This window comes from Bradyrhizobium sp. USDA 4452, assembly GCF_054063575.1.
This window is the reverse complement of sequence record NZ_JBSSGK010000001.1, coordinates 3,231,294-3,256,864: the sequence shown is the minus strand read 5'-3', so window position 1 is coordinate 3,256,864 and position 25,571 is coordinate 3,231,294. Positions and strand designations below refer to the sequence as shown.

Below are 25,571 nucleotides of genomic sequence, written 5' to 3'. Positions count from 1 at the left end.
GACGGCGATTGCCCGCAAATGTGAGAGGTCACGTCATGGCCGAGATGTTTTCGACATTGGGTACCTGGAACTGGCTGATCTTCGCCTTCATCTTGATGGCGCTGGAGCTCGCGGCGCCGGGCGTCTTCCTGTTCTGGCTCGGGCTCGCGGCGCTCGTGGTCGGCCTGCTGTCGTTCGTGTTCACGCCGTCCTGGCAGATGCAGCTCCTGATGTTCGCGGTGTTCGCCGCGCTCGCGGTGCCGGCGTGGCGGCATTTTGCCAGAGGCGCGACCGAGGCGAGCAAGACCAATCCGTTCCTCAACCGCCGCAACGAAGCCTTGGTCGGCCGCGAATTCACGCTGGAGAAGCCGATCATCGACGGATTGGGCACGGTGCGGATCGACGATACGGTCTGGCGCGTCGCCGGCCCCGATGCGCCGGCCGGCAGCCGGGTGAAGGTGGTCCGCGCCGATGGCGCCAGCCTGACGGTGGCCGCGGTCTAGCTGCCAGCGTGCTTGCTCCAGCGCTCGGCGAAGCGGTTGAGCGGCGTGAATGTCGCAAACAGCTCTCTCCCGAGCGCGGTTAGGCCATAGCCATCCTCCGTCAGTTCGACGAAGCCCGCCTCGCGCAGCTCGGTCAACCGCGTCTGCAGGATCGTCGGCGAGGCCTCGTCGCAGGCGGTGCGCAGCGCGCGCGAGGTCAGCGCGCCCTCGCGCAGCTCCCAGACGATGCGCAAGGTCCAGCGCCGTCCGAGCAGGTCGAGAAGTGCCATGATCGGGCGGCCGGTCCGTGAGCCGCGGACGCCGGATTTTGCAGTCGGAACCTGCTTTGCCATGAACCCCTCATGATTTCGCTTGCGCGAATCTCTCTTGCGCCATTTGCTACAGATATTGTAGCGTATCGCTACAGTAAATGTAGCGACGAGATCAGCCCATGTCACGCATCGCACCGCTCGATCCGCCCTATGCGGCGGACGTTCAACAGCATTTCGACCGCATCATGCGCGGCAAGCCGCCGCTGGTGCTGTTCCGCATGATGGCGGCGCACCCGCGCGCCTGGGAGAAGTTTCGCGGCGGCAGCCTGCTGGACCGCGGGCCGCTGACGTTGCGGGAGCGCGAGATCGTGATCGACCGCACCTGCGCGCTCAATGCATGCGAATATGAATGGGGCGTGCACGTCACCGCGTTCGGCGCCGCCGCCGGGCTGTCGGAGCAGCAGGTCCACGCCACCGTGCGCGGTGCGGCCGATGCCGACTGCTGGTCGCCGGCCGAGCAGGCGCTGATCGCGGCGGTCGATGCGCTGCATGCCCGGGCGACGCTGGATGACGCAGAGTACGCGGCGCTGGCAGCGCATTATGACGAAGATCAGGTGCTGGAGATCATCCTGCTGTGCGGCTTCTACCGCACGGTCTCCTACCTCGCCAACGCGCTGGCGCTGCCGCTGGAGCAAACGGCGGCGCGGTTTCCGAGCTAGCCGTCATTCCGGGTTCACGCTTCGCGTACCCCGGAATGACAGCGAAGTTACGCCACGCCGGCGCGCAGCAGATCGTGCAGATGGATGATGCCGACCGGCTTCTTCGCATCGGTCACGATCAATGTCGTGATCTTCGAGGCGTTGAGCAGCTCCAGCGCTTCGCCGGCCAGCGTGTCGCGGCCAATCGTCTTCGGTGTCCTGGTCATGACCTCGTCGACCGACAGCGTCAGCAACTCAGGGCGCGTCAGCTGCCGGCGCAAATCGCCGTCGGTGACGATGCCGACGAGATGGCCGTGGCGGTCGACGATACCGACGCAGCCGAAGCCCTTCGAGGTCATCTCGACCAGCGCGTCCGACATCCTGGTGCCGAGCGGCTTCAGCGGCAGCGCCTCGCCGCTATGCATCAGGTCGCGGGCATATTTCAGCAGCGCGCCGAGCTTGCCGCCCGGATGCAGCACGCTGAAATCGGTCGAGGTGAAGCCGCGGCCTTCGAGCAGCGCGATCGCCAGCGCATCGCCGAGCGCCAGCATCATCAGCGAGGAGGTGGTCGGCGCCAGATTATGCGGGCAGGCCTCGCGGGCCTTCGGCATGGTGAGCTGCACGTCGGCCGCCTTGCTCAGCGTCGAGTCCTTGTCGGCGGTCATCGCGATCAGCGGGATGCCGAAGCGCGCGGCATAGGCGATCAGATTGCGCATCTCCGGCTGCTCGCCGGACCATGACAGTGCCAGGATCGCGTCGTCGGCGGTGATCATGCCGAGATCGCCGTGGCTGGCTTCGGCGGTGTGCACGAAGAACGCCGGCGTGCCGGTGGAGGCGAAGGTCGCGGCGATCTTGCGGCCGATGTGGCCCGACTTGCCGAGCCCGGTCACGATCAGTCGCCCTTTGGCTTTGCGGATCAGTTCGGCCGCCGCCGTGAACGCCGCGCCGAGGTCGGACTTGAGTGCCGCAGACAGCGCAGCGACGCCGCTTGCTTCGGCATCGAGGGTGCGGAGCGCCGACTGAACGGCGCCGTCATCGGGGCCGGATGATTTGGTCATCAGCGGTTTCGGTTTGGCCATTTCGGATTCCAGGGGAGGGTTTTGCACCCGGGCGTCTCCCTTAGCACGTTCGATTCCGCGATGCGACGCGGCCGACGATCCTCAACGGCCCATTAACCATAATTGTTTTAACTCCATTAACGACGTTTTTCGCCGCCCGGCGGGATGCGTACGTCAAGTGCATGGATTCGTTGGAGTATTCCCATCGTGTGGCGGCGGCCAGCAAGCGGCCCAAATCGGCGCGGACACTTCGTTCGCGTGGTTTTGCCATGCCTCTTGCTGACTTTTTCGCTGACCGCGATGACCGGGCTCGCCAATGCCCAGACCGTGACGCCGGATCTGTTCAGCCCGAACCGACAGAGCCAGGTGATCACCCAGGACTCGCCGCTGCGCCGGACCACGGCCGATGCCACTGATCCGCTCAACGGCTTGAAGCTGCCCGACGCCGATCCTGCCCGGCGTGCCGCGTCGTCGTCGACATCAACCACGGACCGTGTCGGACAGGTCCCGACCTACGGTCTTCCTGCCGCCAATGGCGCGGCGACATCAGGTTATGACTCGCTCAACCGGAAGCGCCTGAAGCCGAAATATTATCCGGGCCAGGCCAAGCCGAAGCCGCCGCCGGGGCCCGGCTCGCCGGCGCCCACGCCGCCGCCGCTCACCGCCGCCGGGCAGTTGCGGCTGTCGATCCCGCCGTCGGAGACCGCCAGCAAGCCGCCGCTGCCGCCGGCGATGGCCGGCACCATTGTCGGCCAGCCCCCGCGCAGGCGGCTCAAGCTCGACGACGATCCGTTCGGCGCGGTCGGCGATTACGCCGGCTCGTTCATGGTCAAGACCGCGGTCGAGGTGATGGCGGGCTACGACACCAATCCGGGCCGCTTGAACTCGCCGCAAGGCAAGGCGTTCTACGTGGTCGCGCCGGAATTCGTCGCGATATCGGACTGGGAGCGGCACGCCGTCGTCGCCGATCTGCGCGGCTCGTTCACCGGCTACGGCTCCCAGCTCACGCCGGTCGACGGCACGCCGCTGTCGGCGCCGCTCGACATCGACCGTCCGAGCTTCACCGGGCATATCGATGGCCGTCTCGATGTGTCGAGGGACACGCATCTGACGGGACAGGCCCGCCTGCTGGTCTCGACCGACAATCCCGGCAGCCCGAACGTGCAGGCCGGCCTCGCCAAATATCCGATCTACACCACGGTCGGCGGCACCTTCGGCATCGACCAGAATTTCAACCGCATGCAGGTGTCGCTCGGCGGCACCGTCGACCGCACCGATTACCAATGGTCGAAGCTCACCGACGGCACCTCGTCGTCGAACGACGATCGCAACTTCACGCAATATGGCGGCGTCGGACGTGTCAGCTACGAGCTCAATCCGGCGGTAAAGCCGTTCGTGGAGGTGCAGGGCGACAGCCGCTTCCACGATCTCTATCTCGACCGCAACGGCTACGCGCGCAATTCGTCGGGCGGTTACGTCAAGGCCGGTACGTCGTTCGAATTCACGCGGATTCTGTTCGGCGAAATCTCGATCGGCTATGCCAGGCGTGACTATGTCGACCCGCGGCTCAGCCCACTCGAGGGCCTGCTGACCACCGCCTCGCTGACCTGGAATGCGACGCCGCTGACCACGGCCAAATTCTATTCCGATACCCAACTCGGCGAGACCACGCTGCCCGGCACCTCGGGCGTGCTGTCGCGCACCTACACCGTCGAGGTCGATCACGACTTCCGTCGCTGGCTGACCGGCATCGGCAAGTTCACCTACGGTACGCTCGACTACCAGGGCGATAACCGCAACGACACGATCTACTCGGTGTCGGGTGACCTGATCTACAAGATGACCCGTAGCCTCTGGATCAAGGGCACGCTGCGCCGCGACTGGCTGGATTCCAACCAGCCGGGACAGAGCTCGGCATCGACGGTGGTGATGCTCGGCGTGCGGGTGCAGAACTGAGCGAACGGGCGGTGCGTCACGCAGCCTCAGCTTATCAAGCTATTTTGATCCGCGCAGCTGTTTGATTGCGAATGCAGCGTTGCTGCGTCGCAGCGCAGCAATAGATCTCCCACGCCACCTGTGATTCGACTAATAGCAGCTGGACAATCACACAACTACCGGTAAGACGCTTAGAGGAGCATTGTTGTATAGAGCGTCGTGAAGAGTACTTCCAGGTTTCGGCGCCGATACGAGAGGCAATTCGTCGAGATAAGCGTTTCGAGAAGTCGAATACCTGGAAGCAATCAATTGGAACGAAGATTTGCGATCATCTCGCCACATACAAGAACGACGAGCACGTCTCAGTTGCGCTAGTTGAAAGTGCTGTGTTGGCTGCCGTCAGAGGAGCCGCAGTACCACAAGCCATATCTCTACTAATCTTACCATCTCACCTTCTGACGATAGCGCGATCATTCTATGACAAACGGCAGTTGTCGGACTGTGTTGAGTTTTGTAGACGCGCTTTCCAAATGCGAGGGCGCCTTACCGTAGATGGGCAAATTGAAGTTCTGCGCTTGTGGGGTCTGTCGGCAATTCGCGCTAGGGCAACAGCAGAGTACGACGAGATTGTAGGAAAGCTGCGCAACTTTAATACCAGAGCGGCAAATAGAATTGCTTTTTTCCTCGAAGGATTTCATTCGCGGCTTCGCAATGACTGGGACGGTGCCGAGCAGAAGTTTCTCGAATGCTGGAAGCTGTCAAAAGATAATCAAAGTACAAACCGAGAGTTGGCCAGTCTTTATTGCAAGCAACGGCGATATTCTGAGGCAGAGGCGTACGCGCGCTCGGCCTATAAGATTGCGCCAACAAATCCGTTCATTATCGATATTATGACTGAAACATTGTTGGGGAAGGCTCAGCTCGGACTTGCAGTGGACCCCGATGAACTTAGTCGTCTGATGGCGGCTTTGAAGACATATGGTGACGCTCCGGGCTCTTCGTTCTTCCTGGTGAGGTTGGCCCAGGCGTTTGCTCGAGAACGAAAATATTCAGACGCCCTCAAGGCCATTGGCAGAGCAATCGATCGCACCTCCAATCTACTTCCGCCGTACTTCATTCGAGCTGATGTACTCTTGGCGATGAACGACCCAAACGGCGCTGAAAAGGATTTGGCAAAAATCGAACAACTTCTAGAGCAGGCTGGTGGCTTCTCGGAAGGCGATGAAGCTCAAGTGCACGATCTTGCCGTTCGTATCATGATCGAAAAGCGACAGTTCAGAGCGGCCAAGAACAAAATTGATACGTCAGCGTTTCTCCCCAAGAAGGTACGCCGGCGGCTGCTCAGTCGTCTCGCAAGAGCAATTGGGTTCAGCCCAGAATCGGCCGATCGCGAACTCCAAAGATGGGCTGCGAGCTTTACCTAGCGAGCGTTCTGTTCAATGCGTGAACGACGGTGCCGGTCGCCAAAACGACGTGCAAATTTAGGCTGCGGCTAGCCGAGCCGAGGCTTACCCCGGCAGGTCCGTCTTCCCCATCAGGAACGCATCGATCGCGCGCGCGCACTGGCGGCCTTCGCGGATCGCCCAGACCACGAGCGACTGGCCGCGGCGCATGTCGCCGGCGGAGAAGATCTTTGCGCGCGAGGTCTGGTAGTCGTGCAGCGAGGCGCGGACATTGCCGCGCTGGTCGAGATCGACGCCGAGGGTCTTGAGCAGGCCTTCGTGCACCGGATGCACGAAGCCCATCGCCAGCAGCACCAGTTCGGCGTCGAGCGTGAACTCGGTGCCGGGCAGCGGCTTGAACTTGTCGTCGACCTTGACGCAATGCAGCTTCGTCACCTTGCCGTCGGTGCCTTCGAACTTGGTCGTCAGCACCGCGAATTCGCGCACCGCGCCTTCGGCCTGGCTCGATGACGTCCGCATCTTCAGCGGCCAGTTCGGCCAGGTCACGCCCTTGTTCTCGTGCTCGGGCGGCGCCGGCATGATCTCGAGCTGGGTCACCGACTTGGCGCCCTGGCGGAACGAGGTGCCGATGCAGTCCGATCCGGTGTCGCCGCCGCCGATCACGACGACATGCTTGCCGCCGGCGAGGATGTCGGCGGCGCCGTTCAGCGGCTCGCCGGAGACGCGGCGGTTCTGCTGCGGCAGGAAGTCCATCGCGAAGTGGATGCCGGCGAGGTCGCGGCCGGGGATCGGCAGGTCGCGCGGGGCTTCAGCGCCGCCGGTCAGCGCCACGGCGTCATACTGCCTGGCGAGCTCCTGCGGGTCGATCGCACCTGGCGTCGCGCCGCCCACCGCCTTGCCGTAGTGGAAGGTGACGCCCTCGGCTTCCATCTGCTTGACGCGGCGATCGATGATGCCCTTCTCCATCTTGAAGTCGGGAATGCCATAGCGCAGCAGGCCGCCGGCCTTGGCGAACTTCTCGTAGACATGCACCTCGTGGCCGGCGCGCGCGAGCTGCTGCGCGGCGGCAAGGCCCGCGGGGCCGGAGCCGATCACGGCGACCTTCTTGCCGGTCTTCTGCGCCGCGATCTCCGGCTTCACCCAGCCATTGTCCCAGGCGCGGTCGACGATCGCGCATTCGATGGTTTTGATGGTGACCGGGTTGTCGTCGATGTTCAGCGTGCAGGACGCCTCGCACGGCGCCGGGCAGATGCGGCCGGTGAACTCGGGGAAATTGTTGGTCGAGTGCAGGTTGCGCGAGGCCTCTTCCCAGTTGCCCTGATAGACGAGGTCGTTGAAATCGGGGATCTGGTTGTTGACCGGGCAGCCCGGCGTGCCCGGCGCGGTCGAGCCGGTGCCGTGGCAATAGGGGATGCCGCAATTCATGCAGCGCGCGGCCTGGTCGCGCGTGTCCTTCTCGCTCAGTGGAATCACGAACTCGTTGAAGTTCTTGAGCCGATCGGCGACCGGCTGGTACTTGCGGTCATGCCGCTCGATCTCGAGAAAACCTGTGATCTTACCCATTGAAACCCGATGCCCCTGCATCTCAGTTGTCCGTCATTCCGGGCTGCGCCGAGAGACGCAGACCCGGAGGTCTCGAAGTGGCTTGGCGAGATTCCGGGTTCGCGCCGATGGCGCGCCCCGGAATGACGCCCGGTGATACTACGCGCCGATCGCGATCTTCGGCTCGGCGTCGGCGTTGGCCTTCATTTCCTTCAGCGCGCGGCGGTACTCCACCGGCATCACCTTGCGGAATTTCGGCAGCCAGCTCTTCCAGTCGGCGAGGATCTCGGCCGCCTTCTTCGAGCCGGTCAGCTTGGCGTGACGCGTGATCAGGACGTGCAGCCGCTCGACGTCGGACTCGAGCAGGTTCTGGAACACGTCGACCCGGCCATGCGCCTCGAGATCGCCAGAGTGGTGATAGGTGTCGGCGTTGATCATCTCCTCCGACAGCACCGGCTCGAGCTCGACCATCGACAGGTTGCAGAGCTTATCGAAGTCGCCGGCCTCGTCGAGGACATAGGCGATGCCGCCGGACATGCCGGCCGCGAAGTTGCGCCCGGTCTTGCCGAGCACCACCACGATGCCGCCGGTCATGTATTCGCAGCAATGATCGCCGGCGCCTTCGACGACCGCGACCGCGCCTGAGTTGCGCACCGCGAAACGCTCGCCGGCGATGCCGCGGAAGTAGCACTCGCCCGCGATCGCGCCGTACATCACGGTGTTGCCGACGATGATCGATTCTTCCGGCACGATGCCGGAGATCTTCGGCGGCTTGACGATGATGCAGCCGCCGGAGAGGCCCTTGCCGACATAGTCGTTGCCTTCACCCTCGAGCTCGAAGGTGATGCCCTTGGCAAGCCAGGCGCCGAACGCCTGTCCGGCCGTGCCCTTCAGGCCGACATGGATGGTGTCGAGCGGCAGGCCGGCATGGCCGTAGATCTTGGCCACCGCGCCCGACAGCATCGCGCCGGCGGAGCGGTCGGTGTTGTTGATCTCTTCCTCGATCCTGACCGGCGCACCGCGATCGAGCGCGGCTTGCGCCTTTTCGATCAGCCGGCGGTCGAGCACGGCGTCCAGATGGTGGTTCTGGCTCTCCGAGTGATAGATCGTCTGGCCCTTCTCCTCCTTCTGCCGCACGAACAGCTTGGAGAAGTCGAGGCCCTTGGCCTTCCAGTGCGAGACCAGCGCGGTCTGGTCCAGCATCTGGACCTGGCCGACCATCTCGTCGAACGTCTTGTAGCCGAGCTGGGCCATGATCTCGCGGACTTCCTCGGCGACGAAGAAGAAGTAGTTGATGATATGCTCAGGCTGACCGGTGAAGCGCTTGCGCAGCACCGGATCCTGGGTCGCAACCCCGACCGGGCAGGTGTTGAGATGGCACTTGCGCATCATGATGCAGCCCGCCGCGATCAGGGGCGCGGTGGCGAAGCCGAATTCGTCGGCTCCGAGCAGCGCGCCGATCACGACGTCACGGCCGGTGCGGAAGCCGCCGTCGACCTGGACCGCGATGCGGCTGCGCAGCCGCTGGCGCACCAGCGTCTGATGGGTCTCGGCAAGACCGATCTCCCACGGCGAGCCGGCATGCTTGATCGAGGTCAGGGGCGAGGCGCCGGTGCCGCCCTCGAAGCCTGCGATGGTCACGTGGTCGGCGCGTGCCTTGGCGACGCCGGCGGCAACCGTGCCGACGCCGACCTCGGACACCAGCTTGACCGAGACCTGGCCGTCCGGATTGACGTTCTTGAGGTCGTAGATCAGCTGAGCGAGGTCTTCGATCGAGTAGATGTCGTGATGCGGCGGCGGCGAGATCAGGCCGACGCCCGGCGTCGAGTGCCGGACGCGGGCGATCGTCGCGTCGACCTTGTGGCCGGGCAACTGGCCGCCTTCGCCGGGCTTGGCACCCTGCGCCATCTTGATCTGCATCATGTCGGAGTTGACGAGATATTCCGTCGTCACGCCGAACCGGCCCGAGGCGACCTGCTTGATCGCCGAGCGCATGCTGTCGCCATTGGGCAGCGGCTTGAAGCGGTCGGATTCCTCGCCGCCTTCGCCGGTGTTCGACTTGCCGCCGATCCGGTTCATCGCGATCGCGAGCGTGGTGTGCGCCTCGCGCGAAATCGAGCCGAACGACATCGCGCCGGTGGAGAAGCGCTTGACGATTTCCTTGGCCGGCTCGACGTCCTCGAGCTTGACCGGCTTGCGCTTGTCGTCCTCGGCGCTCTTGATCCGGAACAGGCCGCGCAGCGTCAGCAGACGCTCGGACTGCTCGTTGAGGATCTTGGCGAACGCCCGGTAGCGCTCCAGCGAGTTGCCGCGCACGGCATGTTGCAAGGTCGAGACCGATTCCGCGGTCCATGCATGGTCCTCGCCGCGGGTGCGGTAGGCATATTCGCCGCCGACGTCGAGCGCGCTCTTGTAGATCTGGCCGTCGCCGAACGCGTCGGTGTGGCGCCGCACGGTCTCCTCGGCGATCTCGCCGAGGCCGACGCCCTCGATCCGCGTGTGGGTGCCGGCGAAGTACTTGGCGACGAAATCGGCCTTGAGGCCGACCGCGTCGAAGATCTGCGCGCCGCAATAGGACTGGTAGGTGGAGATGCCCATCTTGGACATCACCTTGAGCAGGCCCTTGCCGATCGACTTGATGTAGCGCTTGACGATCTCGTAGTCGTCGAGCGCGCCGGGCAGCCGGTCCTTCATCGCGAGGATGGTCTCGAACGCGAGATAGGGGTTGATGGCTTCGGCGCCGTAGCCGGCGAGGCAGGCGAAGTGATGCACTTCGCGCGGCTCACCCGACTCCACGACGAGGCCGACCGAGGTACGCAGGCCGGTGCGGATCAGATGATGATGCACGGCGGCGCAGGCGAGCAGCGACGGGATCGGAATCCGGTCGGTGCCGGTCATGCGGTCCGACAGGATGATGATGTTGATGCCCTCGCGCACCGCGCCCTCCGCGCGCGCGCAGAGCTCGTCGAGCACCTGCTCCATGCCCGCCGCGCCGAATCCGGCGTGGAAGGTGGTGTCGAGCGTGCGCGACTTGAAGTGGGTCTCGGGAACGTCGGAGATCGAGCGGATCTTCTCGAGGTCCGCATCGGTCAGGATCGGCTGCCGCACTTCGAGGCGCTGCGTCGAGGCGACGCCCTGCAGGTCGAACAGGTTCGGCCGCGGCCCGATGATCGAGACGAGGCTCATCACGATCTCTTCGCGGATCGGGTCGATCGGCGGGTTGGTGACCTGCGCGAAGTTCTGCTTGAAGTAGGTGAACAGCTGCTTCGGCTTGTCCGACAGCGCCGAGATCGGCGTGTCGTTGCCCATCGAGCCGGCGGCTTCCTCGCCGGTGGAGGCCATCGGCGTCATCAGGATGTTGATGTCTTCCTGGCTGTAGCCGAACGCCTGCTGGCGATCGAGCAGCGGCAGGTTGGAGCGCACGCCCTTGGCCGGCGCATCCGGCAGCTCCTCGAGCTGGATCTGGGTGCGGTGCAGCCAGTCGCTGTAGGGATGGCTCTTGGCGAGGTCGGCCTTGATCTCGTCGTCCGGAATCAGGCGGCCCTGCTCGAGGTCGACGAGCAGCATCTTGCCGGGCTGCAGCCGCCACTTGGTGACGATCTGGTCCTCCGGAATCTTCAGCACGCCCATTTCGGACGCCATCACGATGCGATCGTCCTTGGTCACGAGATAGCGCGCGGGACGCAGGCCGTTGCGGTCGAGCGTCGCGCCGATCTTGCGGCCGTCGGTGAAGGCGATCGCAGCCGGGCCGTCCCACGGCTCCATCAGCGCGGCGTGATATTCGTAGAAGGCGCGGCGCTGCTCATCCATCAGCGGGTTGCCAGCCCACGCTTCCGGAATCATCATCATCACGGCGTGCGGCAGCGAGTAACCGCCCTGCACCAGGAATTCGAGCGCGTTGTCGAAGCAGGCGGTGTCGCTCTGGCCTTCATAGGAGATCGGCCACAGGCGGCTGATGTCCTTGCCGTAGAGCTCCGAATGCACGGAAGCCTGCCGCGCCGCCATCCAGTTGACGTTGCCGCGCAGCGTGTTGATCTCGCCGTTGTGGGCGATCATCCGGTAGGGATGCGCCAGCGACCAGGTCGGGAAGGTGTTGGTCGAGAAGCGTTGATGCACCAGCGCCAGCGCGCTGTCGAAATCCGCTTCATGCAGGTCGGGATAGTACTTGCCGAGCTGGTCGGCGAGGAACATGCCCTTGTAGATCACGGTGCGGCACGACAGCGAGCACGGATAATAGCCCGCCATGCCGCGGTCGCGGCGTTGATAGATCGCCTGCGAGATCGACTTGCGCAGGATGTAGAGCCGGCGCTCGAAATCGTCCTCGGTCTTGACCGCATTGTTGCGGCCGATGAAGACCTGCATGTGATAGGGCTCGGTCGGCTTCACCGTGACGCCGAGCGACGAGTTGTCCGACGGCACGTCGCGCCAGCCGAGCAGCTTGAAGCCCTCGTTCTTGATCTCGTCGGCGATGATGCTCTTGATCACGTTCCGCCACGCGGCATCGCGCGGCATGAACAGCGCGCCGATGGCGTATTCACCGGGCTTCGGAAGCTTGAAGCCGAGCTCGGCGGTCTTGCGCGCGAAGAAGGCGTGCGGGATCTGCACCAGGATGCCGGCGCCGTCGCCGGCGCGCGGGTCGGCGCCGACGGCGCCGCGATGCTCGAGGTTGCACAGGATGCTTAGCGCGTCGGAGACGATCTGATGCGACTTCTGGCCCTTGATGTTGGCGATGAAGCCGACGCCGCAGGAGTCCTTCTCCAGGCTCAGGTCGTACAGACCTTCGGCCTGCGGGCGCCAGGTGTGAAGCTCGGGGGTGTGCGGTCCAAAGGACGCATCATGCGCGGCATCGGCGGCTTTCGAGTCCGCGGTCGCCGACAGCATGCCTGCCACGATGGTTTCGCGCTCGAATTCCGACCCGCTCATGTGTCCTCTCCCTTTCGTAAGGGGCCTCACCGCATTTGGCGCACCTTGGACGTTGCGGCACCCACCGGGCCACCGCTCGTCCGCCGCGAGCCGCATTTTCCTAAATTCAGACGATGGGCGTTTCAACGTCCCCTGGGGGACGGCCCTGCCTGCAGCATTCTCGGAGCCCGGGGCGCCGAGGTTTCGTTGCAATCCCTATGCCGGAATGGCCTCGAAATTGAGACAGCCTTACTGTCCTAACATCGACCTTGCCAAATTTTTGTCTATCACACAAGCGCGAGGAAGTCCTCGCCCGCATGCTCGAAACGAACGGCTCGGCGGAGCCCGCCGCGCCCCTGATTCGAAGCAAACACGCCGTGATCTGGCCCAAGGAGGGACCAAGGACCGCCGGAATTCAAACTGAAATTTTGCCTGGCAAGCCGGCAAGAGAGCGGGAAGCTCCCAGGGGCGCGGCCAGACAGGAGTTACGGCGATGAAGTTGTTCACAGGTTCGGTAGCAGCCGCCGCTCTCGCGCTCAGCGCGGCCTCGGCCCAGGCGCAGCTGGTGACATCAGTCCGGATCGGCAGCCCGGCTCTCGTCAGGGTATCCGACATGAACGGGCCCTACGCCGCCATGCCCGAGGTTCCGCCGCCGCCGCGGTTCGGCCGCGTCCCGAGCCTGTTGCCGCCGGTCGAGGTCTACACCGTGCTGCGCGAGAACGGCTATCTACCCCTCGGCGCGCCCCAGCAGCGCGGCTTCGTCTACACGATCTCGGTGATCGACCAGGGCGGCGACGACGGCCGGCTGGTGATCGACGCCCGCGACGGGCACATCGTCCGCTTCACCCCGGCTTACCGGCTCGGCGACAATTACGAGGACGAGATGAGCGCGACCTACGGCCCGGTCGGCCCGATGCCGCGGGCGATCCAGGCGAGGGTGCCACGGCCGCCGCTCCCGATTCCGCACGTCGCCAGCCGCGTGCCGGTGCCGAAGCGGAGCCCGCTCTCGGCCAAGGCGCAGGCGCCTGCAGCGACCCAGGCTCTTGCCCCGGCAACCCAGGCGGCCGTCCCGCCGACCGTTGCGCCCGCCCAGGCAACCGCACCTGCGCCAGCCGAGCAGGCAGCGGCGACGCCCAAGCCGGGGGAGACCCAGACGGCGTCGCAGGCCGTTCAGCAAGCCGAAGCTCCGACCGTCGGTCAGGCCGCTGCACCGGCGCCCCCGCCTGCGATCCTGCCGACCCAGGAAATGCCGAAGGTGCAGGGGCTGGAGTGAAGTCGGTAGCCCGGATGGAGCGAAGCGTAATCCGGGACGGTGCCGCCGCGGCGGACAACCCGGGATTGCGCTTCGCTCCATCCGGGCTACGGCAGCCCGACACAAAAAACGCCCCGCTTTCCCGGGGCGTTTCGCGTTCAGCCAATATCTGCTGACGCGGGGGCATTGCTTAGGCCGCGACCTTCGAGCCGTCGACGACCTCCGGGGCCTTCTCGCCGCCGCCGATCGGAATGCTGCGGGGCTTCTTGGCCTCGGGAATCTCGCGGACGAGATCGACATGGAGCAGGCCGTTCTCGAGCGAGGCGTTCTTCACCTGCACGAAATCGGCAAGCTGGAAGACGCGCTCGAAGGCGCGGGAGGCGATGCCGCGATAGAGCACTTCCGAGCCGTTGCCGGAGTTCTCATTGGCGGATTTCTCGCCCTTGATCGTCAGCGTGTTCTCCTTCGCGACGATCGAAAGCTCGGCTTGCGAGAAGCCGGAGACCGCAACGCTGATCCGGTAGGCATTCTCGCCGGTGCGCTCGATGTTGTAGGGGGGATAGCCGGGGCTGCCGTCCGAGGTCACCTGATCGAGCAGGTTGAAGAGGCGGTCGAAGCCGACGGTGGAACGATAGAACGGAGTGAGGTCGTAGCTACGCATAGTATAGTCCTCCAATGAGCGACTGTTGCAGTTACCCGCCCGCCATCGGGCCGGGCTTAGATGTGTGCAGCCTCATGTTCCGGTTCCGAAACACTGGTAGCGGCCTGCATTGAGGTGATATGGGAGGAGTCACGTCGCGTTCAAGAGGCGGAAACCGCGCAGCTTTTTTCGGCGCCCGCGTGCTTGATCCCCACCCTGTCCCCGCCATTTCGGTCTCCTGCATGACGCTCGTCTCGATCCCTGCCAACCCGGTTCCGGACGACGTTGTCAGTGGCACCATCAAGACGCCTGACGGCGCCGAGCTGCGCTTCGCGCGCTGGGCGCCGCCGCCCGGCCGCAAGGGCACGGTCTGTGTGTTCGGCGGGCGCGGCGAGATGATCGAGAAATATTTCGAGACCGTGCGCGACCTGCGCGACCGCGGCTTTGCGGTGGCGATGATCGACTGGCGCGGGCAGGGCCATTCGTCGCGGCGGCTGCGCGATCCGCGCAAGGGCTACGTGCGCGACTTCGCCGACTACGAGGTCGATGTCGAGACCTTCGTGCAGCAGGTGGTGCTGCCGGACTGTCCGCCGCCCTATTTTGCGCTGGCGCATTCGATGGGTGGCGCCGTCATGTTGCGGGTCGCGCATGCCGGCAAGCGCTGGTTCGACCGCATGGTGCTGTCGGCGCCGATGATCGACTTGCCGCGCGGGCGCGTGTCGTTTTTTCCGAGCGCGCTGCTGCGGATCATGCGCCTCGCCGGGCAGGGCGGCCGCTACATTCCGGGCGGCAACGACGAGTTGGTCGGCCTCGCGCCATTCATCGGCAATCCCGTCACCAGCGACCCGGTGCGCCACGCCCGCAACGCGGCGATCCTGGAGGAAGACCCGACGCTCGGCATCGCGGCGCCGACCATCGCCTGGGCCGACACTGCGTTCACCGCGATGCGCACCTTCCGCGGCATGACGTACCCGACCGAAATCCGCCAGCCGATCCTGATGCTGGCGGCGAGCAATGACGAGGTGGTGTCGACGGCGGCGATCGAGGAGTTCGCCTATCATTTGCGCGCCGGCTCGCATCTCGTGATCGCCGGCTCCAAGCACGAGATCCTGCAGGAGCAGGATCGCTACCGCGGGCAATTCTGGGCGGCGTTCGACGCCTTCGTGCCGGGTACGCCGCTGTTCAAGTGAGCGATGGACTGGTGTGAGCTCGGGGTTCAGCCGTTGAGCAACGCGACGATGCGGTCGGGAAAGCGCTTTTCCACGAACAAGGTCCTGACCTCGGCGACGCTGAGATAGCGGTCCTTGCCTTCGCCCTTGCCCATGATGTCGAGCAGCACCGGCCATTCGCCGAGCATCAGCAGCGGATAGTAGCAGTGCAGGATCGCGTAGGATGGCGGATGCTCGTCCTTGGCGCGCTGGAAATTTGCCGCCATAAAGGTCTTGATCTCGGCGGCCGACAGCCCGCGTTCGACGCTGCCGTCGGGCGCCTTGTAGTCACTGCCGAAGGTGGCGAGCCGCGCGATCTCGTCCTCATGCACGACGGCATGCTGGTCGAGGATGCGCGAGCCGGCGCCGTGCTTGTCGAGCGGGCCGTTGCGCAACTCGTCGAGGATCGCGCCCTGCAACAGGCTGCGGATCTGGCTGAAGGGGCCGATGCCGTTGGCCATCTGCGCGACCATGAATATCTTGGCGCCGGCGTTCAGTGCCGGAAGGCCGGTCTTGCCGGTGGCGCGGTCGATGGTTTCGGTCAGCTTCGGCAGTGGCACGACATGACCGCCGACATAGGCGCCGGCGACCAGCGCGCGCAGGAACGGGCAGGGATTATCAGGGGAAACCTGCGGGGCGGGCGCCCCGCTTGCAGCCGTATCGGGCATCAATCCACATCCTGAAAAGCTTCAGCTTAAAAGGCATCCATCACCGGAGGATGAATTTCGCTCAGGAATCGACGGCGAATTTCGACGTGGATGCAACCAGAGCGAGTTTGCCGAAGGGGAGGCCGGCTTTCAAGAGGCCTTCGCGATAATGCGCGATGTCGGCCGGGTTCTTCCAGTGGAAATTGCGCAGGTGACGTTCGACCGTGAGGTCGGAATGGTTGGCGAGCAGCGCCTCGGCCGCCTGCGCGGCTTCGTCGGCGCGGCCGAGCTGGGCGAGCGCGGCGGCGCGCACGGCCAGGCACTGCAGATGGTTCGGGTTGAGATACAATCCCTCGCGCGACCACGACAGCGACGCGTCATATTGCCCAAGCAGATAATGGCTGAACGCATTCAGCGCGGCCCATTGGTAGCGCGGATCGCTGTTGCCGCGCTGGACCGCGGTCGAGAACAGATCGACCGCCTTGCGATGGTCGCCGATCACCATATGGCAGATCCCGAGCACGCCGCGGGCGCCCATGTCGTAGGGATTGAGCTCGATCGCCCGCTTGATGGCGTCCATCGCGGCTTCATAGTGGCCCTGCATCGCATGCAGATAGGCGAGCAGCGAAAATGCGAACGAGGAGCGCGGGTCGAGCCGCACGCTGCTCTCGGCGAGGCTCACCGACGAGGCCCACAATTCGCGGGTGCTCGGAATCCAGCCGAATTGGACACTCTGGATCTGGATCAGCGCGAGATAGGCGCGCGCGATCGACAGTGCGGGGTCGAGCTCGATCGCCTCCTTGAACAGCGCGATCGCGGTTTCGCAATCGTCCTTGGTCTGGTGATAATAGTGCGACAGACCCTTCAGGAAGCGGTCCCACGCCGTCAGTTCGGCGTTCGGCGAGCGTGCCGGTGCCGAGGCCTCGGCGCGGTAGATCTCCTGGGCCACCGCCGCGGAGAGGTTGGCGGTAATCTCGTCCTGCATCGCGAACAGATCGCCCATGTCGCGGTCGTAGCGGCCGGTCCACAGCTGCTCGCCCTTCTCGGGCGCGATCAACTCGGCGGAGACGCGGATCTTGTTGCCGGCGCGGCGCACCGAGCCCTGAATCAGATAGGTCGCGTCGATTTCGCGCGCGATCAGGCGGGTCGAGACGTTCTTGCCCTTGTAGGCGAAGGTCGAGTTGCGGCTCAGCACGCGGTAGAAGGATTGCAGCGACAGCGCGTGGATCAGATCCTCGGTCAGGCCGTCGGAGAAATATTCGTCGGCTCCGCCGCTCAGGTTGTCGAACGGCAGCACGCCGACGATCGCGGTCCGGTATTGCCCGGGCAGATGCGGGCCGTCGTCCGGCGCCTTGTCCTGGAGATCCGATCCGGCCGGCGCCCAGGTCCAGACATGGACCGGCTCGGCGATGTTCTTGAAACGGTGCGGCCCGGCATCGACCAGGGTGACGGCGAGTCGCCGTCCCGCCTCGGTGCGGGCTTTGTCCGACACTGCGATGCCGCCGGGCACGGCGACGGTCTCGAGGCGGACTGCGATGTTGACGTCGTCGCCGAACACCTCGTCCTCGTCGGCCATGACGTCGCCCATGTGGACGCCCATCCGGAAATGCATGGCGCGGTCGGCGGGCAGATGTTCGTTGCGCTCGGCCATCAGGGTCTGCATCGCGACGGCAGCCTCGATCGCGCCGATGATGCTCGGAAATTCCAGCAGGAAGCCGTCGCCGGTGTTTTTGACGATTCGGCCGCCATGGTTGAGGATGATCGGGTAGATCGCACTGCGGTGCGCCTTGAACGAGGCGTGCGTCCCCGCCTCGTCGACTCCCATCATGCGGGAATAGCCGGCGATATCAGCGCAAAGAATGGCAGCGAGCCGTCTTTCCATGTCTCCTGTGCCCTGGAATGGCCACTTAGCCGAGGTGACCGAATCCGATACTTACAAGACAGGCCGGGTCCGGCGGAAGCTCGGTTTACGTGCACCTATAATGCATAGTAGCAGGAATTGGCATGCGACCAACGGATCGTACAGTCCGTTTCTCTACTGAATTCGTGTGTCGCCGGGATGGCGCAGGTTGGGACCTTCCTTTCAGGGTCGTTACTTACATGGGTTAATGTGGCCGAGATGCTGGGAATTCACGAGCTTTGGCTGTTTGTCCTGTCCGGGCTGCTGCTCAACGTCACGCCGGGGCCGGATACCGCTTATATCATAGGACGCACGATTCAGCACGGATGGCGTGGCGGAGCCGCTGCGGCGATCGGTATCAGCTGCGGCTGCCTGGTCCACGTGCTGGTTGCGGCGATCGGGCTGTCGGCGCTGCTGATGGCGTCGTCGACCGCGTTCCTGGCCGTCAAGCTGATCGGCGCGGCCTATCTGGTGCTGACCGGGCTGCAGATGCTGCTGTCGCGCGCCAAGCCGGTCGCGGACACCGCCGGGCAGGACGGCGAGACCTCGATCTCGCGCGTGTTCTGGCAGGGAGCGCTGACCAACGTCCTCAACCCCAAGGTGGCCCTGTTCTTCCTGGCTTTCCTGCCGCAATTCGTGGCGGCGGACTCAGCCCACAAGACGCTCGCCTTCCTGGTGCTCGGGCTGATCTTCATCACCGGCGGTACGCTGTGGTGCCTCGGCCTCGCCGCCTTCGCGGCACGGGCTGCCGGCCGCATCCGGCAATCGACCGGCGTGATTGCCTGGATCAACCGCTCGCTCGGCGCGCTCTTCATCTATCTCGGCGTCCGCGTTGCCATGCTGGAGGTGCGCTAGCCGTCGCCAGAGCGTTTTCGAGCGAAGTGGCTACCGGTTCGCGTGAAGAAAACGCGTCAAACAAGAAGCGCTAGCCGTGGATCTTGAGCAGCGCGCTGCCCGCCAGATAGATGCCGAGCAGGATCATCGAGATCAGGAACCAGCGGCGGAAGACGTCTGGCTGCATCCGTGTGCGGACCGCCTGGCCGATGAACATGCCGGTGAACGACGCCACCATCGCCACCGCGCCCGGCAGCGCGGTGGCCGCCGTCAGCAGGCCCGAGGCCGTGAGGTTGAAGGCAAGCGCGATGGTCGCCGTGGTGAAGAAGACGCCGAGCGCCTGCACCAATTCGTCCCGCTCCATGCCGATCGCCTGCATGAACGGCATTGAGGGAATGACCTGGACGCCGGTTGCCGCCGAGATCAGCCCGGTGATGACGCCGACGATGCCGCCGATCCATTTCTCGTCGCGCCGTCTGACCTTGAAGTTGAATCGGCTCAGGCCGACGATCGCGTAGATCACCAGCAGCGCGCCGAGTACGACGGTTCCGTAGGCCGCGTACGGCCCGGTCAACAGCCCGGCATTGATCCAGATTCCGAAGACGGTGCCGAGCATCAGCGGCCACAGCCGCTTGAGGATGTCGCGCAGAAAGGGACCGACGAAGGTCTGCCAGATATTGGTGACGATCGCCGGCACGATCACGATCGCAATCGCCTGACCCGGCGCCATCGTGGTTGCCAGCAGCCCCATCGCGACCGTCGGCAGACCGAGGCCGAGAGTGCCCTTGACGAAGCCGGCGAGCAGGAAGGCGAAGGCGATGAAGATCAGGAGATGGTCGACCATGGCTGCACATTGACCGATCGTGCCGATCGGCACAATCTGGAGCTTACGGAGTTAGCCTTCGGATCACCCGAAGGCGGGCGGGGAAACGTCATGCGGTTCGACCTGATCGACTTGCAATTGTTCATCGCGGTTGCCGACGCGCGCAGTATCACGCAGGGCGCGGCGCGCGCAAATCTTGCGCTGGCCTCGGCCAGCGAGCGGATCAAAGGTCTCGAGGAGGCGCTCGGCGTCGCGCTGCTCAAGCGCGGCCGTCGCGGCGTCGAGTTGACGGCGGCGGGCGAGAGCCTGCTCGGTCACGCGCGGATCGTGATGCATAATGTCGAGGCTCTTCAGAGCGATCTCGCGGCCTATGCCAGCGGCGTCCGCGCCAACGTGCTGCTGCTCGCCAACACCTCGGGCCTGTCGGAGCACCTGCCGCGGGCGCTGGCGGCGTTCCTGCACGAACATCCCGATATCAGCGTCGACGTCGAGGAGCGCGAGAGTACCGACATCGCGACCGCGATCGCCAGCGGCGCCGCCGACCTCGGCTTCGCCGCCGAACACGCGCTGCCTGACAGCGTCGAGCGATTCCTGTTCAGCGAGGACCGCCTGATGCTGGTGGCGTCGCGGCGCAGCGATCTCGGCGGCCGCCGCCAGATCGACTTCCAGGAGGTGGTTGGCCGCGATTTCGTCGGTCTCACCGCAACGTCCGCGCTGCAGGTCCATATTTCCAGGCACGCGGCGAAACTTGGTGCGCGGCTGCGCTTCCGCGCCCGCCTGCGCGGCTTCGACGCCATCTGCCAGATGGTCGCCGCCGATGTCGGCATCGCGGTAATCCCGGAAACCGCGGCGCGGCGCTGCGCGGCGGCGATGCCGATCACGACGATCAGGATCCGCGACGCCTGGGCCAACCGCCGGCTGACGATCTGCGCGCGCAGCTTCAAGGCGCTGCCGCGAGCGGCCAAGCAGCTGGTGGAATATTTGCGGGCCGAAGCGCAGCGCTGACGAAGCCGGGGAGAGTGTAATGCTCAGGGTCTGGGGACGACGCAGTTCGTTCAACGTGCAGAAGGTGATGTGGCTGATCGGCGAACTCGATCTGGCACACGAGCACATCGATGCCGGCGGCGCGTTCGGCGGGCTCGATGCGCCGGCATTCCTCGCGATGAACCCGCATGGCCACGTGCCTGTCGTCAGGGATCACGATGCGACCGTCTGGGAATCCCACGCCATCCTGCGCTACCTCGCCGCGCGCTACGGCAACGGCCGCTTCTGGTCCGATGATCCTGTCATCCGGGCGCGGGTCGATGGCTGGATGGACTGGTCGCAGACCGCGCTGCAGCCGGATTTTCTCGGCGGCGTGTTCTGGGGATTTTTCCGCACACCCGAGAGCCAGCGCGACTGGCCGGCCATTCACAAGGCGCTCGCCCGCTGCGAGCGGCATTTTACCAAGCTCGAACGGCTTCTCGAGGCGACGCCGTTCCTGCTCGGCGAGACGCCGTCGCTCGCCGACATCACCGCGGGAACTTCGCTCTATCGCTATTTCGGGCTCGAGATCGCGCGACCGCCGCTGCCGGCGGTCGAGAGCTGGTATCAGAGGCTGCAGCAGCGCCCGCCGTTTCGTCAGCACGTCATGATCCCGTTCGAGGAGCTGCGTGGCCGGCTCGATTACTAAACCTACTTCGCCGTTATCACGCCGGCGTCCTGGATCACCTTCGCCCATCGCTTGATGTCGGCGGCGATGAAATCGCGGAAATGCTCCGGCGTGTCGCCGGCCAGCGTCAGGCCCTGCGCGGCGAGCTTTGCCTTGACCGCCGGATCAGCCATCGCATCGGTGGCGAGTTTGTTCAGCTTTGCGACGATCTCGAGCGGCGTTCCGGCGGGCGCGACCATGCCGTACCAGTTCTCGATGATCAGGTCGGGCATGCCGACTTCCGCCGTAGTCGGAACGTCGGGTGCGGTCGGAGCACGCTCGCGGCCGCCGAGCGCGATTGGCCGCAACGAGCCGGCCTTGATCTGCGGCAGGATCACCGGCAGGTCGAGGAAGGTCATCTGCACCTGCTGCCCCAGGAGGTCGTTCACCGCCGGCGCCGCGCCGCGATAGGGCACGTGGACGATGTCGATCTTGGCCGTCAGCTTGAACAATTCGCACGCCAGATGCGGCAGGCTGCCGGGGCCGGAGGAGGCGAAGTTGAGTTTGCCCGGCTGCGCCTTGGCGAGCGCGACCAGCTCGCTCATGCTCTTTGCCGGCACGTCGGTGGCGACCACCAGCATCTCCGGCACGGTCGCGACCAGCGTCACCGGCGCGAGATCATTCAGCGTGTCGTAGGCGACCTTCTCCATGCTCGGGCTGATCGCCAGCGCGCCGGCGCTCGCGATCGCAATCGTATAGCCGTCGGGCGAGGCCTTCGCGACCGCATCGGTGCCGAGCACGCCGCCCTGGCCGGCGCGGTTGTCGACGATAATCGGCTGCTTCACCAGTTCCGATATCTTCTGCCCGATCACCCGCGCGATGATGTCGTTCGGGCCGCCGGGCGGGAACGGCACGATCAGCCGGACAGGCTTGGCGTGGAACTCCTCAGCCGAAGTCGCAACGGGCGCGAGAAGCAGGAGAATGGCCGCCAGCAGCCTGCCGCACATCGTCATGTCGCCCATCCCTGACTTTTCTCGTTGCGGTCAGGATGGGCGCAGATCAATCGCCCGGCAACCGAAGAATCGGGCGACGAAGCTCAGGCGTTGAGCAGCTTCATCGCGGCTTCGTGCACGCGCGGATCGCCGGCTGCGATGATGCGGCCGCCAGCTTGCGCCGGCTTGCCGTCCCAGGTGGTGACGACGCCGCCGGCGCCGGTGACGATCGGGATCAGGCCGGCAATGTCGTAGGGTTTCAGCTCGGTCTCGATCACGAGGTCGAGATGGCCGGCTGCGAGCATGCAATACGAGTAGCAGTCGCCGCCGTAGCGCGACAGGCGCGCCGCGTGCTCGACGCGGCCGAAGCGGGCGCGGTCATCCGGATTCATCAGCAGCGGGCTCGTGGTGAAGACGGTCGCCTCCTTCAGCGAGGTGCAGCGCCGTACCGAGAGCCGCCGCCCGCCCGACGGCCCGGAGTAATTCGCCGAGCCGTTGTCGCCGGAGAACCGCTCGCCAATATAGGGCTGGTGCATCATGCCGAATACCGGCGTACCTTTGTGCAGCAGCGCGATCAGCGTACCCCAGATCGGAAAGCCGGCGATGAACGACTTCGTGCCGTCGATGGGGTCGAGCACCCAAACATAGTCGGCGCCTTCCCGCTCATTGCCGAACTCCTCGCCGACGATGCCGTGCTGGGGGAAGTTCGCCTTGATCAGCCGCCGCATGACCGCTTCGGCGGCCCGGTCGGCCTCGGTGACCGGATCGAAATCGTTCGAGCTTTTATTGTCGACCGACAGCGAGGTGCGGAAGAAAGGTAGAATGGTTTCGCCGGATGCGGTCGCGAGGCGGCCGATGAAGGCGGTAAAGTCGATGACCGTCACGGCGTGTCCCTGAAATGCGCAAACGTCGCGTTAGAAGCTGGATGCGATCTTGCCTAGCTCAATCCGATGCGGCGCGCACGATTAACAGAGTGTTATCCCAGCCCGATGACCCGGTTCCGGGACTTTCGATTTGGCTTCGATTCGAAAGTCTCTCTGGCTTCGCGGCGGATCACGAAGTTGCGAGTTCTGGTATACAAGCTATGCGCTGAACGCTGTCCGATCTCGATTTCTCGCGTAAGATATTGATATTCAACATCTTAATTTGGCCTTTCGGCCGTGTTGCAGTTTCGCCAGACTTACCAACATTACAGAAGAAATGTTTCGAAAGTTCTTGCGTTTTGTGCAGCGCGGTCGCATATTGTTGCGGTGCGGTAGCGCCTCGCGCTATCGCTGCCCTCCTTGGGCGTTTCCTCCCTAGACTTGGGCCGCTTGTTCATTCAAGCGGCCCTTTTTTCTTGGGGTCGTCTTTCCGCGAGTGAATTGAGAATCCAATTCGGCGTTTGTCGCGTCGCCAATTTGAATTCGAAGTTCATGCCTTCATCGTCACCACGGTGCCCGATGAACAATTTACTCCGCCGCCGCCTGGAACGGGCCGAGATCTCCGAACGGAATTTTCGCAAGCGCATCGGCAAGCGCCGCGAAGTCGGCCGCTACCTGGGCGAAGCGCGGTCCGCGCTCGCGTTGGCGCTCATCCATATAGACCGCGCGGTTGAGCTCGATCTGCACCGTGTGCAGGCCGCTTGCCGGATTGCCGTAGTGCTCGGTGATGAAGCCGCCGGCATAGGGCTTGTTGCGGCCGACCGAATAGCCGAGCGAACCCATGGTCTCCTCGACCAGGTCGGGCAGCAGCGGCGCGCAGCTCGTGCCGTAGCGGTCGCCGATCACGATGTCGGGCCGGCGCGGCTCGTCGCGCGATACCCCGACCGACGGCATCGAATGGCAATCGACCAAAATCATGGCACCGAACGCCTGGTGCGCCTTGTTGATCAGTCGGCGCAATGCACGGTGATAGGGCTTGTAGAGCACCTCGATCCGCCGCAGCGCCTCGTCAACGTCGAGCCGCTCGCGATAAATCTCCTGTCCGTCGCCGACCACGCGCGGGATGGTGCCCAGCCCACCGGCCACTCGCATCGAGCGGGTGTTGGCAAAGCTCGGCAGCCGCCCGGTGAACATGCGCGGGTCGAGCTCGTAGGGCTCGCGGTTCACGTCGACGTAGGAACGCGGGAAGTTGACCCGGATGATGGGAAAGCCGCGATCGCTCAAGCCGGCGATCAACTCGTCCATGAAGCTATCTTCGGAGCGGCGCAGCGACGCCACGTCGATTCGCGACGCCTCGAGGAATTCGGCCGGGTAGACCGAGCCAGAATGCGGGGAATTAAAGATGATCGGCGCGCGCCAGGCCTGCGGCTCAACGATCTCGAACGGGGGCGACAACTCGCCAGCAAATTCGGTCATTCCCTTGGCGCCGTCCCTTGCGTCCGCCTCGCCCCGCAAGAACTGATTCTGCCGGAAAAGCGGAGATTTATGGGCGGGCATTGTCGGTAATCGCGATCATTCTGCCAAGTGAAAAGAGTGTGGCGCCGCCTGGAACGCCTCTTAAAGGAGTGAAATGCCGCACAAGGTTGATTCGATGCGTGGTTCGGTCCACAAATGGCTGGCGCGCATTTGCCGCTGGCTTGACGCAAATTTCACCCGAAATTTACCCTCTGTCGGGCTTATTGTTCGGACTGCTCCTCAAGCCGGATTCGACGATCCCTGCCATGCCGAAAATTCTTCTCGCCGAAGACGACACCGATATGCGCCGCTTCCTGGTCAAGGCGCTGGAAAATGCCGGTTTCAAGGTCTCTCCGCACGACAACGGCATGTCGGCCTACCAGCGGCTGCGCGAGGAGCCGTTCGAAATGCTGCTCACCGACATCGTGATGCCCGAGATGGACGGCATCGAGCTGGCGCGCCGTGCCTCGGAACTCGATCCCGATATCAAGATCATGTTCATCACCGGCTTTGCCGCGGTGGCCCTCAATTCCGATTCGGAGGCGCCGAAAAACGCCAAGGTGCTGGCCAAGCCGGTGCACCTGAGGGAATTGGTTAGCGAAGTGAACAAGTTGCTGGCGGCCTGATTCGCCAAAAAACCTTCACTTTGTATCCTTGCCTGCCCCGTCCGGGTCCGTTATAGGGACCCGATCCAAACACGGCTTTGGGTGCGTAGCTCAGCGGGAGAGCACTACCTTGACATGGTAGGGGTCACAGGTTCGATCCCTGTCGCACCCACCATCCTTCGCTCGCGCGGCGAGAGAAGGATGCCACGCCGAAGCCCAAAGGGCGAAGGCGGGCCTTTGGCTGCGAGCTACGGCTCGGCAAGCTGCGCTTCGCCATCACGACGATGCGGGGGCAGCGCGGTGTCGTCACCTGCGCATGCGGTGATCCAATATTCCAGAGACGCTTGTGCTTGAGCCGAGAAGCCGCGGCATCTTCCGGCGCCGTCACTGC

At 64.5% G+C, this 25,571-nt stretch carries 21 protein-coding genes and 1 tRNA gene; 11 read left to right on the top strand and 11 right to left on the bottom strand.

What is annotated here, in order from left to right; genetic code table 11:
- Positions 1-35 precede the first annotated feature (35 nt).
- A complete protein-coding gene (locus ACVISU_RS15645; protein WP_456707518.1) occupies positions 36-482 on the top strand; it encodes an NfeD family protein in 447 nt (148 codons plus the stop codon).
- Here the strand turns inward: ACVISU_RS15645 and ACVISU_RS15640 are convergent.
- Positions 479-814, bottom strand: a complete 336-nt coding sequence (locus ACVISU_RS15640) for a winged helix-turn-helix transcriptional regulator (protein ID WP_050405793.1) — start codon at positions 812-814, stop codon at positions 479-481. The two genes, ACVISU_RS15645 and ACVISU_RS15640, sit on opposite strands and share 4 nt — an antisense overlap.
- Positions 815-912: 98 nt before the next feature.
- On the opposite strand from ACVISU_RS15640, the gene ACVISU_RS15635 reads away from it, so the two are divergent.
- Entirely contained in the window at positions 913-1,452 is a 540-nt protein-coding gene (locus tag ACVISU_RS15635; protein ID WP_456707517.1) for a carboxymuconolactone decarboxylase family protein, read from the top strand.
- A 47-nt stretch (positions 1,453-1,499) separates the two neighbouring features.
- Here the strand turns inward: ACVISU_RS15635 and ACVISU_RS15630 are convergent, their stop codons facing one another.
- Entirely contained in the window at positions 1,500-2,510 is a 1,011-nt protein-coding gene (locus tag ACVISU_RS15630; protein ID WP_050405795.1) for a KpsF/GutQ family sugar-phosphate isomerase, read from the bottom strand.
- Between the two features lie 144 nt (positions 2,511-2,654).
- Here ACVISU_RS15630 and ACVISU_RS15625 point away from each other — a divergent pair, with 144 nt between their 5' ends.
- A complete protein-coding gene (locus tag ACVISU_RS15625; RefSeq protein WP_456707516.1) occupies positions 2,655-4,445 on the top strand; it encodes an outer membrane beta-barrel protein in 1,791 nt (596 codons plus the stop codon).
- Between the two features lie 554 nt (positions 4,446-4,999).
- Positions 5,000-5,848: a tetratricopeptide repeat protein gene (locus ACVISU_RS15620; RefSeq protein WP_456707515.1), complete on the top strand. Its 849-nt coding sequence runs from the start codon at positions 5,000-5,002 to the stop codon at positions 5,846-5,848.
- 84 nt (positions 5,849-5,932) lie between these two features.
- Here the strand turns inward: ACVISU_RS15620 and ACVISU_RS15615 are convergent, their stop codons facing one another.
- Both ACVISU_RS15615 and gltB read right to left on the bottom strand, forming a co-directional pair.
- On the bottom strand, positions 5,933-7,390 hold the full coding sequence (locus ACVISU_RS15615; protein ID WP_456707514.1) for a glutamate synthase subunit beta: 1,458 nt from the start codon (positions 7,388-7,390) through the stop codon (positions 5,933-5,935).
- 138 nt (positions 7,391-7,528) lie between these two features.
- Positions 7,529-12,292, bottom strand: coding sequence for a glutamate synthase large subunit (gene gltB / locus ACVISU_RS15610; RefSeq protein WP_456707513.1), 4,764 nt, complete (start codon positions 12,290-12,292; stop codon positions 7,529-7,531).
- A 472-nt stretch (positions 12,293-12,764) separates the two neighbouring features.
- On the opposite strand from gltB, the gene ACVISU_RS15605 reads away from it, so the two are divergent.
- Positions 12,765-13,544, top strand: coding sequence for a hypothetical protein (locus ACVISU_RS15605; protein WP_456707512.1), 780 nt, complete (start codon positions 12,765-12,767; stop codon positions 13,542-13,544).
- A gap of 169 nt (positions 13,545-13,713) precedes the next feature.
- Here the strand turns inward: ACVISU_RS15605 and ACVISU_RS15600 are convergent, their stop codons facing one another.
- Positions 13,714-14,184, bottom strand: a complete 471-nt coding sequence (locus tag ACVISU_RS15600) for an Hsp20 family protein (protein ID WP_456707511.1) — start codon at positions 14,182-14,184, stop codon at positions 13,714-13,716.
- 221 nt (positions 14,185-14,405) lie between these two features.
- Here ACVISU_RS15600 and ACVISU_RS15595 point away from each other — a divergent pair, with 221 nt between their 5' ends.
- Positions 14,406-15,353, top strand: a complete 948-nt coding sequence (locus ACVISU_RS15595) for an alpha/beta fold hydrolase (RefSeq protein ID WP_456707510.1) — start codon at positions 14,406-14,408, stop codon at positions 15,351-15,353.
- 26 nt (positions 15,354-15,379) lie between these two features.
- Here the strand turns inward: ACVISU_RS15595 and ACVISU_RS15590 are convergent, their stop codons facing one another.
- The gene (locus ACVISU_RS15590) at positions 15,380-16,039 is read right to left on the bottom strand and encodes a hypothetical protein (protein ID WP_050405801.1); all 660 of its coding nucleotides are present in this window, start codon (positions 16,037-16,039) and stop codon (positions 15,380-15,382) included.
- A 61-nt stretch (positions 16,040-16,100) separates the two neighbouring features.
- Positions 16,101-17,900 carry an adenylate/guanylate cyclase domain-containing protein gene (locus tag ACVISU_RS15585; RefSeq protein WP_456707509.1) on the bottom strand — a complete coding sequence of 600 codons (1,800 nt, stop codon included), beginning with the start codon at positions 17,898-17,900 and terminating at the stop codon, positions 16,101-16,103.
- A gap of 237 nt (positions 17,901-18,137) precedes the next feature.
- On the opposite strand from ACVISU_RS15585, the gene ACVISU_RS15580 reads away from it, so the two are divergent.
- The gene (locus ACVISU_RS15580) at positions 18,138-18,773 is read left to right on the top strand and encodes a LysE family translocator (protein WP_456707508.1); all 636 of its coding nucleotides are present in this window, start codon (positions 18,138-18,140) and stop codon (positions 18,771-18,773) included.
- Between the two features lie 70 nt (positions 18,774-18,843).
- On the opposite strand, the gene ACVISU_RS15575 is transcribed toward ACVISU_RS15580, so the two are convergent.
- Positions 18,844-19,596, bottom strand: coding sequence for a sulfite exporter TauE/SafE family protein (locus ACVISU_RS15575; protein WP_050405803.1), 753 nt, complete (start codon positions 19,594-19,596; stop codon positions 18,844-18,846).
- 90 nt (positions 19,597-19,686) lie between these two features.
- Between ACVISU_RS15575 and ACVISU_RS15570 the strand changes: the two genes are divergently transcribed.
- Together ACVISU_RS15570 and ACVISU_RS15565 are read left to right on the top strand one after the other, a co-directional pair.
- Entirely contained in the window at positions 19,687-20,580 is an 894-nt protein-coding gene (locus ACVISU_RS15570; protein ID WP_050405804.1) for a LysR family transcriptional regulator, read from the top strand.
- Between the two features lie 19 nt (positions 20,581-20,599).
- Positions 20,600-21,247 carry a glutathione S-transferase family protein gene (locus ACVISU_RS15565; RefSeq protein ID WP_456707507.1) on the top strand — a complete coding sequence of 216 codons (648 nt, stop codon included), beginning with the start codon at positions 20,600-20,602 and terminating at the stop codon, positions 21,245-21,247.
- Between the two features lie 2 nt (positions 21,248-21,249).
- On the opposite strand, the gene ACVISU_RS15560 is transcribed toward ACVISU_RS15565, so the two are convergent.
- The 3 genes from ACVISU_RS15560 to ACVISU_RS15550 form a co-directional block, all read right to left on the bottom strand.
- The gene (locus tag ACVISU_RS15560; protein ID WP_456707506.1) at positions 21,250-22,227 is read right to left on the bottom strand and encodes a Bug family tripartite tricarboxylate transporter substrate binding protein; all 978 of its coding nucleotides are present in this window, start codon (positions 22,225-22,227) and stop codon (positions 21,250-21,252) included.
- 74 nt (positions 22,228-22,301) lie between these two features.
- Positions 22,302-23,081 (bottom strand): histidinol-phosphatase, encoded by a 780-nt coding sequence (gene hisN, locus ACVISU_RS15555; protein ID WP_050405806.1) that lies wholly within the window; start codon positions 23,079-23,081, stop codon positions 22,302-22,304.
- A gap of 567 nt (positions 23,082-23,648) precedes the next feature.
- A complete protein-coding gene (locus ACVISU_RS15550) occupies positions 23,649-24,536 on the bottom strand; it encodes an N-formylglutamate amidohydrolase (protein ID WP_456707505.1) in 888 nt (295 codons plus the stop codon).
- A 305-nt stretch (positions 24,537-24,841) separates the two neighbouring features.
- Here ACVISU_RS15550 and cpdR point away from each other — a divergent pair, with 305 nt between their 5' ends.
- Entirely contained in the window at positions 24,842-25,201 is a 360-nt protein-coding gene (gene cpdR, locus ACVISU_RS15545) for a cell cycle two-component system response regulator CpdR (RefSeq protein ID WP_016843340.1), read from the top strand.
- Positions 25,202-25,280: 79 nt separating this feature from the next.
- Positions 25,281-25,355: transfer RNA gene (locus ACVISU_RS15540), tRNA-Val, on the top strand.
- Positions 25,356-25,571 lie beyond the last annotated feature (216 nt).

Excerpts from the sequence above, each read along its gene's own strand:
- ACVISU_RS15645 (WP_456707518.1), top strand. The coding sequence starts at position 36 with ATGGCCGAGATGTTTTCGACATTGGGTACCTGGAACTGGCTGATCTTC.
- ACVISU_RS15640 (WP_050405793.1), bottom strand. The coding sequence starts at position 814 with ATGGCAAAGCAGGTTCCGACTGCAAAATCCGGCGTCCGCGGCTCACGG.
- ACVISU_RS15635 (WP_456707517.1), top strand. The coding sequence starts at position 913 with ATGTCACGCATCGCACCGCTCGATCCGCCCTATGCGGCGGACGTTCAA.
- ACVISU_RS15630 (WP_050405795.1), bottom strand. The coding sequence starts at position 2,510 with ATGGCCAAACCGAAACCGCTGATGACCAAATCATCCGGCCCCGATGAC.
- ACVISU_RS15625 (WP_456707516.1), top strand. The coding sequence starts at position 2,655 with ATGCGTACGTCAAGTGCATGGATTCGTTGGAGTATTCCCATCGTGTGG.
- ACVISU_RS15615 (WP_456707514.1), bottom strand. The coding sequence starts at position 7,390 with ATGGGTAAGATCACAGGTTTTCTCGAGATCGAGCGGCATGACCGCAAG.
- gltB (WP_456707513.1), bottom strand. The coding sequence starts at position 12,292 with ATGAGCGGGTCGGAATTCGAGCGCGAAACCATCGTGGCAGGCATGCTG.
- ACVISU_RS15605 (WP_456707512.1), top strand. The coding sequence starts at position 12,765 with ATGAAGTTGTTCACAGGTTCGGTAGCAGCCGCCGCTCTCGCGCTCAGC.
- ACVISU_RS15600 (WP_456707511.1), bottom strand. The coding sequence starts at position 14,184 with ATGCGTAGCTACGACCTCACTCCGTTCTATCGTTCCACCGTCGGCTTC.
- ACVISU_RS15595 (WP_456707510.1), top strand. The coding sequence starts at position 14,406 with ATGACGCTCGTCTCGATCCCTGCCAACCCGGTTCCGGACGACGTTGTC.
- ACVISU_RS15590 (WP_050405801.1), bottom strand. The coding sequence starts at position 16,039 with ATGCCCGATACGGCTGCAAGCGGGGCGCCCGCCCCGCAGGTTTCCCCT.
- ACVISU_RS15585 (WP_456707509.1), bottom strand. The coding sequence starts at position 17,900 with ATGGAAAGACGGCTCGCTGCCATTCTTTGCGCTGATATCGCCGGCTAT.
- ACVISU_RS15580 (WP_456707508.1), top strand. The coding sequence starts at position 18,138 with ATGCTGGGAATTCACGAGCTTTGGCTGTTTGTCCTGTCCGGGCTGCTG.
- ACVISU_RS15575 (WP_050405803.1), bottom strand. The coding sequence starts at position 19,596 with ATGGTCGACCATCTCCTGATCTTCATCGCCTTCGCCTTCCTGCTCGCC.
- ACVISU_RS15570 (WP_050405804.1), top strand. The coding sequence starts at position 19,687 with ATGCGGTTCGACCTGATCGACTTGCAATTGTTCATCGCGGTTGCCGAC.
- ACVISU_RS15565 (WP_456707507.1), top strand. The coding sequence starts at position 20,600 with ATGCTCAGGGTCTGGGGACGACGCAGTTCGTTCAACGTGCAGAAGGTG.
- ACVISU_RS15560 (WP_456707506.1), bottom strand. The coding sequence starts at position 22,227 with ATGGGCGACATGACGATGTGCGGCAGGCTGCTGGCGGCCATTCTCCTG.
- ACVISU_RS15550 (WP_456707505.1), bottom strand. The coding sequence starts at position 24,536 with ATGACCGAATTTGCTGGCGAGTTGTCGCCCCCGTTCGAGATCGTTGAG.
- cpdR (WP_016843340.1), top strand. The coding sequence starts at position 24,842 with ATGCCGAAAATTCTTCTCGCCGAAGACGACACCGATATGCGCCGCTTC.